This is a genomic window from Xanthomonas sp. 10-10, assembly GCF_040182365.1.
GTDB lineage: Bacteria > Pseudomonadota > Gammaproteobacteria > Xanthomonadales > Xanthomonadaceae > Xanthomonas > Xanthomonas arboricola_F.
In genome coordinates, this window is record NZ_CP144460.1 from 3,008,872 (window position 1) to 3,022,591 (window position 13,720).

The window sequence follows — 13,720 nt, forward strand, 5'->3', positions numbered from 1 at the left end:
GCGACTGCAGAAACCCTGCCCGCGCCAGACAATCATGGGGTGCTCATAGCGGCATATCGCGCTTACACGGCGGCGTCGCAGCGACACCTGCACTCACCCCACAGGTGTTGGCATCGTCGCGTTGGCCATCGTCCGCCCCGGCGGCAGATCCAGACGCTGAACCTGCCGTCGGGTACGCTCACTGCCGAAAGATCAGCGCCTCATCTGCACGGCTTGTCATCGGTGCGATGTCCGTTGGTATTCCAGTTCTGATCCAGCCCATCGGTTCCTGCATAGGCGTAGCAGGTGGTGGCCAGGCCCGCTAGCGGCGTGGCCCCGGTGATGCTGACTTCGTACGGAAACTGCAACGGCCTCTTGCCTGCCAGCTGTTCGACGGCGGTCGGCACAACGCTGTAGCGATACGGCGTGGCAGTCACGACCAGATAGGTCTGCGTGCTGCCGGCAGGCAGCGTCAAGGTCACCGCGCTCTTCGCCGTGCCGTCCACTGCGCCCAGCGGTGCGTACGTGGGATGGGACTGCGCATCCAGGCTGACCAGGGTGAAGCGCCACGCAGCCTGATCAGCCACGGTCTTTCCCTGCAGGCTCACGCTGATCGCCTTTGCTCCAGTCTGCGGGGTCAGCGGAATGACGTGGGTGCCATAGATGTTCAATGGCCGCTCCGGTGAGGAGGCATAGCGGCCGCGCGTGGCCAATGCCTTCAACGGTACATAGCGCTTGGCGGCCGCACGATCCTTGCTGATGTCGAGCAAGGCCTTCTGGCTGACGAAATCGAATGCGGCAAGCCGAGCGCCATAGCGCCCGATGGAATCTGCAAACGAACGAAAACCCTGCGGAAACACGCCCTGTTGCTGGCCGAGGCGAACCACTGTCTGAATCGGCAGCTCCAGGGTATCGCCAGCGGCATTGCGCTGATTTTTCAGCCACATCTCCCAGACCAGCGAGCGGGTTGCATCGGTTTCGGCCAGAAACATCAACAATGGATGCGCACCATAGCGGCTCTCCGGAAAGAGCGGTCCGTTCTCCAGGTTCGACTGGTAGTACGCCACTGCAGAATCGTCCATCCGCGCGGTCTGAAACGCGCTCCAGTTGGCATGGGTTTCCCAGAACCAGCCGGCGGCCTGCAAATTGCGGTAGCCGCCACTGTAGTACTGCAAGGTGTGCATGAACTCATGCGCGACCGAATGCGAGCCGTACCCAAGCGCCCAGGACGAGATACCGATCGCCTGCCCTCCACTGGCACCGCATTCAGTGAGATCGCCGCCCTGCGCATACGGCAGCCCGGTGCCGCACAGGTAGACATTGATACGTTTGGGCGCCGTCGCTGCCGCATAGGGCATCGGTGCGCCGAGCAGGTCGGCATTCATCTGCCAGACCTTTTCGAACCAGGCGGCGCTCCGGGTAACGAAAGTTGTCCACGCGACGCCGCGCGTGGCCACATCGCGATAACTCTCCGCGGCCGTATTCACTCCGTACCAGAATGCGAAGTGCTGCGTTTCGTATCTCTTCGCGGATCCAGTCGCCAGCATCGCGGCGGTAATGGTGTCCGGTTCGGCCTTGGTCAGATACGTGCGTCGATCCACCCGCGCCGGATGCGCCTTGGCGACGGTGGCGACGTATTGCCGGTCGGACGCGGCGAACGAGAGCAGTTGATACCGCCGTCGGCAACCATCGGGGTACTCGAGCACCACCGATCGCACCGACACCGCCGAATCCTCGCCGAACGCAGTGATCAATCTGGCCTGAAACGGCGCCCCGTCGGCAGCGCCGACCGCATTCAATGCCGCCGAACTGCGGACCGGCGTCCAGGTACGCAATGGCTGGGCGGCGCCCCAGGGAGCGTCGTTGGACAGCGACTGGCACCCCACAGCCTCCGCGGCTGCGGCAATGCCGGGGAGTGCCGCCGATAAGACGGTTGCAAGAATCGCTCTGACGATGCCGCGTGTTCGATGCTGCATGAGGTTCTCCAACGGGACTCGCCGGAATGGCGGCCTTTGAAATGAAGCTGCGCTCGCTGCCTGCACCGGCCCCGCTGACCGTGACACGCGCGTGCGATCACGCTGGCGGCTGTGTGACCGATAGGGTGGACGATGTGCGATTCCACTCCGGCGTCGGTGCCTGCTGCATCCAGCGCATGAAGAAATCCAGCAGGCGCCGGCGGCCATACTCGCCACCGGCGCCATGGTCGCCACCGGGCACCACCAGCAGGTCGAACTCCTTGCCGGCCTTGATCAGGCGATCGGCCACCTGGAAGGTGCTGGCGGGATCGACATTCATGTCCATGTCGCCGGTGACCAGCAGCAAATGCCCTTGCAGGCGCGCGGCGTTTTCCACGTTGGACGATTCGGCATACCACGGCCCCACCGGCCAGCCCATCCATTGTTCGTTCCACCAGATCTTGTCCATGCGGTTGTCGTGACAACCGGAGTTGGCCACGCCCGCCACATAGAACTCAGGATGGAACAGCAACGCGCCCAAGGCATTCTGGCCGCCAGCCGAGGTGCCGTAGATGCCGACGCCGCCATTGATGGCGTACCACGGATACTGCGCGGCAGCGGCCTTGTGCCAGGCGATGCGATCCGGCAGGCCGGCATCCTTGAGGTTGCGCCAGGCCACGTCGTGGAAAGCGCGCGCGCGATTGTTGGTACCCATGCCATCGATCTGCGCCACCGCAAAGCCCAGCGCGGTCAGCGAAGGCACCGCCGTGGTGAAACCCTTCGGCACGAAGGAGCCTTGCGGGCCGGCATAGATGTCTTCGACCACGCGGTAGCGCTGCTGCGGATCCAGCTGTTGCGGGCGATGGATCACCCCCCAGATCTCGGTCTTGCCATCGCGCCCGGTGGTATGGAACGGCAACGGCGCCTGCCAACCGGCCGCCAGCAGGCGGCTCAGATCGGTGCGCTCGATGGTGCGTGCCACGCTGCCGTCGACGTTGCGCCGCAGCTCGAGCACCGGCCCCAGATCCACGCGCGAGTACATATCCAGCAACCACGTTCCGTCTGGCGAGTACTGCACGGCATGGTCGGCCTGCTGCGGCGTCAACGCCGTGAGACCGCTACCGTCCAGGCCGATGCGATAGGCGTGGCGATAATACGGATCTTCGCCGGGCTGCATGCCGGAGGCGCTGAAGTACAGCTGCCCGGCTGTCTCGTCGATGCGATCGAGCTTGCGCACCACCCAGTCGCCACGCGTGACCTGGCGGACCACTGCGCCGGTGCGGCCGTCGTACAGATACAGATGCTCCCAGCCATCGCGCTCGGAGGCCCATACGATCTGCGCGCCATCGGCCAGATCGCGCCGCGCATGCTTGCCGCCGTCCTCGTGCTCGCCGCTGAGCTCGGAATATTCGATGAAGGTAGGCGAGGTTTCTTCGATCAGCGTGCGCGCGGCGGCGCTGCGTGCATCCACCTCGATGACACGGTACAGCTGATGCCCGCGTGCGTTGTACTCGAAGGTGAGACCGCGGCTGTCCTTCCACCACACCATCTCGCTCAAGCTGAAGGCATCGGGCAGCAGGGTCATCGCCACCGGATGCGCCGCGCGCGTGGCGATGTCGAACAGTACCGGCTGCATCACCGGCAACACATCGCCGGGCTTGGGATAGACCTGCTGGTGCAACTTGGGCTGCACCTGATCGGCCGGTGCCGATTCGATGTAGTAGACCATGCGCGGCGGTGGCGCCTTGACCCGATAGGCGGCCAGATGCTGCGAATCCGGCGACCACACCAGGCTGTCCAGCGCGTAGTAGTCCTGCGCACTGCCATCGCGACTGAGCACGCTGCGCTCGCCGCCGCTCGCCGGGGCGATCACCACGTTGGCCTGCTCCACCCAGGCACGCCAGCGTCCATCCGGCGACAGCTTGGCATCGCGCTCGCCCTGTTTGAGCGGAAGCCGCATATCCATCGACTCCGGCGGCGCATCGCGGTCGTGCAGATGCACGCAGGAATAACGCGACAACGTGCACTGCCAGCCGACGTCGGCGAGCTGGAACGCCAGACGGTCCTGCTGCAGGGTTGGTGCCTGCAGCGCCAGCGCTGCCGCATCCACCTTCTGCGCGCCGGCCTGGGTCAGTGCCGCCGCCAGGCGTGCATGGTCGAAGGCCAGCGTATTGCGGCCGCTGGCGGCCTCCACCATGCGGTACTCGATGGCCGGCGGCCGACCGCTGCGCGCAACCCCGCGCCTATAAAGGAAGCGCCCGGCATCGACCCAGGTCGGCGCACTGGGCGCATGCTCGACCAGCGCGGCGTAGTGCTGCGACAGGCCGAGCGCACGCGTGTAGTCCGCGACAGTGGGAGCCGCTGCGGCTGCGGTGGTAGGACTGGCTGACGAGGTCGCTGCGGCAGCGGGCATCGCTGCGGATGCAGGCGCGGATGTTGCAGCCGCCGGCATGACCGATGCGGCAGCCAACGCCAACTGCAACGGCCAGCGCACGACGACAAGCCGCAACAGCGCGCGGCAACGGAGGGACAACGCGGGGATCGTACGCACGACAGGCCTCATTCTGGTTGGGTCACGACGCTCACGGCGCATCGCAGCGGCTGCTGTCGGTGTCGCCGGCAGCCGGCAAAGGTTGCGGGTGCGGTGCCAGCACTTCCCACTCCTGCACGGCCAGCGCGGCGTAACTGCCGGGTTGACCGGAGGCATCCATCAGCAGGCGCACGCAGCGCGTGCTGACTGCCGCAAACGACACCGCCTGGTAGCGATCGGTGCGGGTGCCGTAGCGCTCGCGCGTCTGCACCGGATGCCATTGCCCGCCCTGGCGGTATTCCAGGTGCCAGCGCGCCGGCGGCGCCACACCGACCTGCGCGCCGGCCGGGTGATCGGCCCAGAACATCACGCGGCTGCTGTCCAGCGTGACCGGCTGCGCCCAGCTGTACTGGAGCCAGTGCCGTGGCGGATTGTCGGGCGTCCAGCTGCCCCACAGCTGCGGCGGCAGCGGATTGGCCTTGACCACCCCATCGTTGAGCGCGGCCATCCAATACTGCAGCGGAATATCCGGGCCGTTGGAGGCGGTGGCCACGGCGGATGGCGCCTGATTGCGCTGTGGCGGCAGCGCTGGCTGCGTGCGCCGGCTCGGGATGACGGTGCGGATGCCGGCCGGCTGGGTGCTGTCGTCCCACTGCAGCGGATCGATCGCCACGCTGCGGCGGAAATGCCCGCCGCCACGCGCATCGGCGGTGTGATAGACCAGATACCACTGCCCCTTGAAGGCGACGATGCCCGGATGCGAGGTGGTCGAGGACACCGGCGGCAGCACGATGCCGCGATAGGTCCACGGCCCCAGCGGCGTGGGTGCGCTCGCATAGGCGATGCACGCGTGATACAGCGTGGGCGTACACGCCGACGCGCGGCCGGCAGTGTTGGCCGCGTAGGCCAGGTAATAGACACCGTTGCGCTTGAACAGCCATGGCGCTTCGAAATAGCCCTTGAGCGTGTCCACCGCGACAGGCGTGCCCTTGAAGCTCACCATGTCGCGCTCCAGCTCCACCCCGAACAACGCACCGAAGGTGCCCCAGTACAGATACACGCGGCCATCGTCGTCGACCAGCACCGTGGGGTCGATGTTCTGGATGGTGTTGCGGTTGGGCACCGACTGCGACACCACCGGCCCTTGCGGATGCGCATCGGTCCACGGGCCGAGCGGGCTGTCGGCCACCGCCACGCCGATCGCGAAGGGATCCGGACTGGATGCGTTGCGCTGCTGCACCGGCGCATACAGGTAATAGCGGCCATCCGGCCCGCGCACGATCTGCGCTGCGTAGGCATGGCGCTGGTCGGCCCAGGCGAACACCTGTTGCGGGCGCAGCAGATCACGGTAATGCGTCCACTGGCCGCTGGCCGGGTCGCTGCTGACGAACATCTGCCAGCCGGGCATGACGAAGGCGTTGCGATCCGGTGGCGCGGTGTCGCGCCCGGCCAGGATGTACAGCTTGCCATCGGCCACCAACGGCGCTGGGTCGGCCGAATAGGTGCTGCCATCGGCGAGGATCGGGTTGCCCGGCGCATGCAGCGGCACACCCCGCGGCGGCACCGCATAGGCGGCCAAGGCGGCCAACCACAACGCGCCGGCCAGCGCCAAGGTGCGCGCCAGGCTGCCGATCACCGGGTCGATCCCTGGCGCCGGGTCGGCGTGCTGGCTGGCTTGATCTGCACCTTGAGGGGAACCGACACCGCCCCGGTGGGCGCACGCCCTTGCGCGGTGCCGGTCAGGCCGATCTGCCCGGGTTGCGCGTAACGCGCCGGCGCCAGCACCGGCCATTGCACCGGCAGGCGCTCGCGCGAGCCGTCGTTGTATTGCACGCTCACAAAGCCCGGCAGCGTGGGCGCCTGCCCGGCCACTGCGCTCACCTCGGGCAAGGCCTGCACGGTGTTGATCTGCCCCGGCGGCGTGGCGCGTACCCAGACCATGGCCTTGACCGGAACCACCCCCTCCACCAGCCCCTGCACCTCCACCGTACCCTCGCTGCCCAACCGCTCGACCGCCAACTCCGGCCACTGCACCGCCACCGGCAGCACGCTGCCATCGGCGAAGAAGGCATCGACCTGCGGCGGGAACACCGGCAGCTGGCCGGGCGCGGTACGCAGGTCGATCGCTTCCACGCGCGTGGGCAACTCCGAGTGCACCTGCCATTCGTCTACGCCGATGGGCATGCGCCCGTCGGCGCCGGGCTGGGTGGCGAGCACCGCACGCACCGCGGTGGCGACCACCGGCGCAAAGCGGGCGGTGCTGGCGGCACCGCTGACAGCGGCGGCAATCGGGTAGCCGCCGTCGGCGACGATGTCCTGCCAGCGGCCGTCGTGCAGTGCCTGCAACGTCCAGCTGGCGGGTGCGGCCACCCCGCCGCGGGGCTGGTCGTTCCAGAAGTACAGCGTGCTGGACGACAGCCGCACCGGCCGCGGCCACTGGTACTGCAGCCAGAGCGTGGCCGGTTGTTCGCTCCCGTAACTGCCCCAGCGCCGGCTGCCCTTCGGCTGGCTGCCCGCTGCGGGAACGAACCCGTCGTTGAGCGCCTGCACGCGGTACTGCGAGCCGGTCAGTTGCGCGCTGACCGTGGCCAGCACGTGCAGGGCCACGCTCTGCAGCACTGGCGCCGCGGGCACGAGCAGCTGCACGTCGGCGTGGCCGTCCAACGCACCGTCGTTGGCCGCCAGCCGCACCGTGTACGCACCCGGACGCGTGAAGCGCACCGCCGTATGCACTGCGGCAGGATCTTCGAACACCGCATCGCCACCCTGCGGGCCTTGCAGCATCTGCCAGCGCACCTGCAACGCGCCGTTGGGCAAGCCGTCATCGCCCACCCGGCCGTTCACCATCACCGCGCCATCGGCACCGGGATCGTCCAGCTGCCATGCCTGCACCTGCGGCGGTGCATTGCCGGCAACCGCAGGCGCGGCCAGGCCACTGTCGAAGACCTGGAGTTCCTTGATGCCGGTGCGTGCACTGCCGGCATGGGTCACCACCACGCGCAGCGCCTGCGCACGCAGCGCCGGAAAGCGCACCCGGTTGCGGTTGCCCACGGCGATCGCCGCATCGCGCACCTGCCCGGGAACGGTCTTCCAGTTGCCGGCGCCGTCCTGGTATTGCACGGCATAGATCCATGGCGCGGCGTAGCCGGGATGGGTGCCCGACGGAAAACCATGCTGCACGCCTGCCGGGGCGGAGCTGCGATAGAAATACAGCACCACCTGATCCACCTGCCGCGGCTGGCCCAGGTCCAGCGCGATCCAGTCGCTGGCAGACGGCGAACCGGCGGTGCCCCAGAACGGGGTATTCGCGGTACTGCCATCCACCGCCGCAGTAGCGGCAAACCCTGGGGTGGCAAAACTGGCGGTGACCTGTGCGCCTTCTGCGAGATTCATGGTGGCGGTGGCCGGCAGCGTCGCATCCACGCCGGCCTTGCCCAGCAGTCGGGCAAGGCGCGAATCGGCAGCGATCGGCACCTGCGCCATCGACGCCAGTTGCGCCGGGTGCGCATCCAGCACCTGCGCCGCGCCGTTGCCATTGACCGCGTCCGGCGCTGCGCTCACCTGCCCGCTGGCCGGGTCGTAGATCACATGCGCAAGCCGGTCCACGCGAAACGCCAGCGTGCCATCCAGATACACGCTATAGCCCTGCGCGGCCCTGCCGTTGTAATGGCGCCCGTCGCGGTCCCAGACGATGCTCAGATTGCGATCGCGGTAGCGCAGGTTGTCGGCGGCGAAATGGTCCCAGCCGATGTCGATGGGATACAGCTCGATCCTGTCGTCGTTGCGTGGGCGCAGGCCCATCGCGTCCTCGATCATCGTGAAGTTGGTCGCCCCCAGCTGGGTGTGGTGAATCCACGAGCGGTACCCGATCTTGCCGCCATCGCCGGCACTGCCCCTGGCCCAGAATTCGTTCTGGTCCGGGTAGCGGTTGTCGCCGTCGATATAGGGCGCCCATGCATTCCAGTACAGCAGCTTGCGGTAGCTGCGCGCGCTCAGGAACGGGCTGGGGTAATCGCGCAGCGCCTCGCCGAACAGGCGGAACGCCACGGTGGCGTTGATGGTGGAAAAGTTGTTACTGCCCGAATCGGCGCCGCTGCCGCGCGCCTGCAGATCGACCTGGTTGGCGGTATAGAACGGAAACAGCGGGTAATGCGCTGCATCGGCGAACAGCCGCAATGCGCGCGCATACTTGGGGTCGTAGTCCGGCTCCCCCTGCTTGGGCATCAGGCCCACGCTGAAAGGGTAATAGTTGTTGGTTTCCTTCCAGTCCACCGGCAGGCGCGGCCCTTTCGCCTGGCGATGCTTGAGCAGCTCGCCGTGCAAGCCCACCGAGTCGGCGCTGTCGCTGTGGTCCTGCCACAACACGTCCAGCACCGCCTGGCGGATGCGTTGTGCGGTCGCCTGCATGCGCTGCGCGGTTGCGCTGTCGCCGGCCAGTTGCGCTGCCTGCGCCGCGGCCTGCGCATTGGCGTACACATAGGCGCTTTCGGTGCGATCCATGCGGATTTCGCCGTGCTTGGCCGCCCAGTCGAACGACACTGCATCGGCATCGTTGCCGGTCATCGCTGCCCAGTCGTATTCGATCAGGCCGTTGTGGTTGAGATCGTAGGCAGCCAGTACGCCGTCCACATCGCCGCTGCCATAGCGGGCCAGCTTTGCGGCCAGTGCGCGCGGGCCGCCATGCAGCTGCATCGAGCGCCAGGCAGCGGCGGTGATGTATTGCGCGTAGGAGTTGGACCAGTTTTCCGGCGAACCGGGGTTGTCGGTGTACTTGCCGCCGCCCGCGGTCTCGCCTGCGCTGAGCCAGCTGCCGTAGGCGTAGCTCGGGTCGCGCAGGTATTTCAGATCGTCCAGGAACATCCCGGTGGTCAGCACGATGGCGTTGTTGTAGCCCAGCACGCCCTCGATGGCGACCGGAAACTGGTAGTCGTTGCCCGGCACGTTGGCATCGAGAAAGTTGAAGCGCAGCACCCACCAGCGATAGAACAGGCTCTTGGTGATGTTCTGCTCTGGCGTGTCCAGATACGGCACGTTGTCCACCCACCAGCGGTTGTAGCTGGCGACGTGCTGTTGGTAGGCCTGTTGCGGCGACTGCGCGGCGATGCGGGTGTACTCGGCCTGCGCCTGCGGCAGTTCGTGCGTGAGCAGGCCCAGTTGCAGCTTCAGCGCCGGCGCCTGGCCGCTGGCAGGCACCGCCACCTCGCGTACCAGCTGGTTGCCGTCCACCCGGAAGCCATCGCCGGACAGGCGCGCAAACACCGTGGTGATGGCGTTGTAGGCATCGAACGCGCCGGTCAGCTCCGTGCCATCGGCATGCGGGGCCAGCGGCGAGAGCGCCTGCACCGACAGCGTATGCGCCGCGCCGTCCAGGCTGGACAGCACGATGCTGGCCACCGCCACGTTCTGCTCGGTGATGTACTTGACCAGATGCATCCGTACGCCTGCCGCAGCATCCTCGAACACGGTGCTGAAGTAGCTGGGCGTCTGGCGGCGCTGTTGCGGGCGCTCGGTCCACTGCACTGCACGGTCGCCTTGCGTGGAGAGGATGCGCAACAAGGCGTCGTAGTCGGCGGCATGCCAGTACGCGACCTGGCCGACGAAGCCGGGAATCTCGGGCTTGTGCGTGGCCAGAAAGGCCGCGCGGCCACGGGTGAACAGCCAATCGTTCTTGTCATCGTAGCCGCCGCCGGTGCCTTCGCGCACCAGCATGCGGTCGATCCAGAAATCGTTGCCCGCAGCCTGCCCTGCCCCTCGCGCGAGATCGGCAGCGTAGATCCTGGCAAGTTGCCCACCGGGTGCGAAGGCCACGCCGCTGTCGGGCACCGGATGCGCCAGCCCACGGAAATGCGGGTAGCCGATGTCCGCATTGGCGACAGCCATGGGCGCGTCTTGTGCCGGCTTTGCGATCGCCACCGCCATCCCTGCCACCGCGCCGGCCCAGAGCAACCCGGCCAAACCCGCACGCATGCCGCGCCCGTTGCGGCACAACGACATCAACACACGCAACGTGCGCATGCAATGGCTTCGTAGAAGGCGCTGGGCAACTGATTGGCCTGTCGTTGGGAAAGCTGCGCTAACCACCACGCCCGGGCGATGACCACCTGCCAGGCCCTGCTTGCGCAGGGTCCTGGGCATGCAACCTCAGGCCCGATGTGGCGACGACGGCCCCGGCTAAAGTCGCGCGTACTCCCACGCTGGCCGGATGTCGGGCGAGGCATCCACAAGCGCTTGCCGCAGGGCCACTGCCTGCGCTCGGCCTCGCGCACGACAGCAGCACTGCTCGCCTTCCAGCACGCTCGGGATGCAGCTCCCATCCTGCTCAAAATTCCACCCGCAGCCGCGCCCAGAACGAGCGTCCCAGGGTGTCGTAGGTCGTGGCATCGGTATTGGCGGCGTTGGAGTAGCTGTAGAACCGCGGCGGCGCGCGATTGCCCAGGTTGTCCACGCCCATCGCCAGCGTGCTGTGCAGGGTTTCCAGCTTTCGGCTCAGCGACGCATCGTGATAGACCATCGAGCCGATCCGGAAATAGCGGCAGCTGCCGTCGGCATTGGTATCCAGGCAGAAATCCTCGTACTGGCTTCCGTTGACGGTGTGGCCCAGGTAACGGGTGCTCCAGCTCGCGTGCCACGGCCCCTGGTCCCAGGCAAGATTGGCCACCGCGCGCCAGCGCGGCATGTTGCCCCAGCTGGAATTTTCGCCGACGTAATTGTGCGCATCGCCAGCGAAGCGATAATCGGAAAAGAACGTCGCATCCAGACCGGCAGCGAAACTGCCCCACGCCGTGCCGGGCAGCGTGTAGTGGATGCCGGCATCGTAGCCGCGAATATCGACCTTGCCGGTGTTATAGGCGAACGGTACCGACACGCGCGTCAGCTGCCCGGTCGCATCGCGCTGGATCAGCGGACAAAACGCTGCTTCTCGCCCTTCGAAACAATCGCTGACCACTTGCTGCAGGCTCACGCCGGTCAGCATGTCCTCCAGCAGCACGCGCCAGCTGTCCACGTTGAGCGACAGGCCGCGCACCTGGTCCGGGTCGTACACCGCCCCCACGTTGTAGGAGCGGCCACGCTCGGGCTTGAGCTGAAAGCCGACATTGTTGGCGCCGGAGGTCACCACGTTGAACTGCGCAGTGTTGCTGAAGCTGCCATCGTTGGGCACGTTGGCGCAGGCCGGATTGGGTGCAGCGCCGGCATAGCCGTTGCAGGGGTCCTCGAAATCGCCGGTGGTGTCGATCACCGCGTTATAGGGCGAGCCGTACAGATCGCCCAGCGCGGGGGCGCGGAAGACCTGCGAGCCGGTGGCGCGCACCAGCAGATTGGCGATCGGCCGCCACTCGATTGCCACCTTGCTATTGGTCGTGTTGCCCCAGGCATCGTATTTGGAATAACGCGAGCCCAGATTGAGATTCAAGCTGCTGGCAAACGGCACGTCCTTGAGCAACGGCACCAACAACTCGGCGTAGGCCTCGCGCACCGATTCGTCGCGTCCTTGCTTGAGGATGCAGCCATCGTTGTAATCGCAGTTGCCATCGGCGTCGGCGGCGGCCACCTCGCTGCTGGTGCCCTGCGCGAATTTGTTGCTGCGATAGACCAGACCCACCGCTGCCTGCACCGCGCCGGCAGGAAGCTTGAACAGATCGCCGTTGGCGCTGATGTCGACAAACCGCATCTGGCTCTCGTCGATCAGGTCCACCGGCCGCTGGGTGCCGCGCAGCGCGGCGATGGTGGCCGGGTCGTTGGGGTTGAAGATGTTGATCGGCGTGCAGCCGGCGATCACTGCGCCGGGCGTGCCGCACTTGACCACACCATCGCTGTCCAGGAACGAGGCACCGGTGGCGTTGTTCAATGCCGAGGTGATGGAGAAACCGGTGCGCACCAGCGTGTCCTTGTAGCGTGCATACCCCGCCGCCGCATCCCACTGCCAACTGGTGCCTTGCACGCGCCCACGCAGGCCGGCCACGATGTTGGTCTGGAACATCGTGGCGGTATAGACGCGCGTGTTGGCCTGGGTGGAGCGCAGCACGTAGCGGTCTAGCTGATCGCCGAACGGGTTGTAGTAATTGTCGACCGCCCCCTCCATTTCCATGCCGAACGCAGGCAGCTGCGAGGTGGTCTTGCTGCGCGTCCAGAACACGTCGGTGTATGCCTGGATGTCCGGGGTGATGTCGAAGCTGCCGTGCAAGGACGCGTTGGTGCGCTTGATCGGCGTGATCAGATACTGCCCGTCGTAGGCGTTGTAGCTGTCGGTCGCCGGATCGTAGGGGCGGAACGCGGTTTGGTCGACCGGGCCGGGCGGCACCCCGTCGGCCGGCGTCACGCGACGCCCATCGTTGAGGAATGCACGGGTATTGCCGCCGCGGACCTCGCTGACCTGCCCGTTGAAGAACTCCACCAACTTGGCGGCGTAGCGGCGGTCGCCGTTGAACACCGGGTTCATCGAGTTTTGCGAGAGCCCCACGATCAGCCCGCCGCGGTCCCAGGTCTTGCCCCACTCCACGCCCAGCGTGCGGCTGTTGGCATCGCCGTGCGTGCTCTGCGCGTAATCGGCCGTCGCCGCAAAGCCGTCGTACTTGTCCTTGAGGATGATGTTGACCACCCCGCCGATCGCATCGGAGCCATACACCGACGAGGCACCGTCGGTGAGCACCTCCACCCGCTCCACCATCGCCACCGGGATCGCGTTGACATCCACGCCCGGTGCGGACGCCACGCTGCTGGCCGGCCCGGCCATGCGATGGCCGTTGACCAGCACCAGGGTGCGCTCGGGTCCCAGGTTGCGCAGCGACACCAGCGCGCGGCCATGGCTGAAGCCGGAGTTGAGCGCCGGGCCCGGCATGAAGCCGGACATCGCCGGGAGCTGCTGCAGCAACTGGCCGAGCGTGTTTTGCCCGCTGTCTTCGATGCGCTGGCGGTCGATCACGATGACCGGGCTGGCGGTTTCCGCATCCACGCGACGCAGGTGGGTGCCGGTGACATTGACGCGGTCCAGCGTCTGGGTGGCATCGTCGTCGGTCTGGCCGACTTGCTGCGCGAACGCCGGCGCGGTAGCGATGGACAAGACCAGCACGATCGCATCGATCAACGGACGACGCCTGGAGACACGGCACTGCGACAACAGGGCGGAGCGGCGTGGCGACATCGGAATTCCTTGTGCTTTAGGGGAAAACGGCAACCTGCGCGCACGGTCACGCCGCACTGCAGCAGCGCAAGACCAGAGACGAATCACGACACGGACGACATCAGTGAATTGCCGCGC

The 13,720-nt window shown here is 66.8% G+C and carries 5 protein-coding genes; all 5 read right to left on the reverse strand.

Going from position 1 to position 13,720, the window contains the following annotated elements; genetic code table 11:
- Positions 1-200: 200 nt before the first annotated feature.
- Positions 201-2,162 carry a DUF6055 domain-containing protein gene (locus VZ068_RS12690; protein WP_349655507.1) on the reverse strand — a complete coding sequence of 654 codons (1,962 nt, stop codon included), beginning with the start codon at positions 2,160-2,162 and terminating at the stop codon, positions 201-203.
- Positions 2,053-4,347, reverse strand: a complete 2,295-nt coding sequence (locus VZ068_RS12695; RefSeq protein WP_349657704.1) for a DPP IV N-terminal domain-containing protein — start codon at positions 4,345-4,347, stop codon at positions 2,053-2,055. Before VZ068_RS12695 ends, VZ068_RS12690 begins: the two co-directional genes overlap by 110 nt.
- 169 nt (positions 4,348-4,516) lie before the next feature.
- Positions 4,517-6,100, reverse strand: coding sequence for a family 43 glycosylhydrolase (locus VZ068_RS12700; RefSeq protein ID WP_349655508.1), 1,584 nt, complete (start codon positions 6,098-6,100; stop codon positions 4,517-4,519).
- Positions 6,097-10,431 carry an Ig-like domain-containing protein gene (locus VZ068_RS12705; RefSeq protein ID WP_349657705.1) on the reverse strand — a complete coding sequence of 1,445 codons (4,335 nt, stop codon included), beginning with the start codon at positions 10,429-10,431 and terminating at the stop codon, positions 6,097-6,099. The genes VZ068_RS12700 and VZ068_RS12705 overlap by 4 nt, the downstream gene beginning before the upstream one ends.
- 352 nt (positions 10,432-10,783) lie before the next feature.
- Positions 10,784-13,603: a TonB-dependent receptor gene (locus tag VZ068_RS12710; RefSeq protein ID WP_349655509.1), complete on the reverse strand. Its 2,820-nt coding sequence runs from the start codon at positions 13,601-13,603 to the stop codon at positions 10,784-10,786.
- Between the last annotated feature and the right edge of the window lie 117 nt (positions 13,604-13,720).

Excerpts from the sequence above, each read along its gene's own strand:
- VZ068_RS12695 (WP_349657704.1), bottom strand. The coding sequence starts at position 4,347 with ATGCCCGCTGCCGCAGCGACCTCGTCAGCCAGTCCTACCACCGCAGCC.
- VZ068_RS12705 (WP_349657705.1), bottom strand. The coding sequence starts at position 10,431 with ATGCGTGCGGGTTTGGCCGGGTTGCTCTGGGCCGGCGCGGTGGCAGGG.
- VZ068_RS12710 (WP_349655509.1), bottom strand. The coding sequence starts at position 13,603 with ATGTCGCCACGCCGCTCCGCCCTGTTGTCGCAGTGCCGTGTCTCCAGG.
- VZ068_RS12690 (WP_349655507.1), bottom strand. The coding sequence starts at position 2,162 with ATGGCCGCCGGCGCCTGCTGGATTTCTTCATGCGCTGGATGCAGCAGG.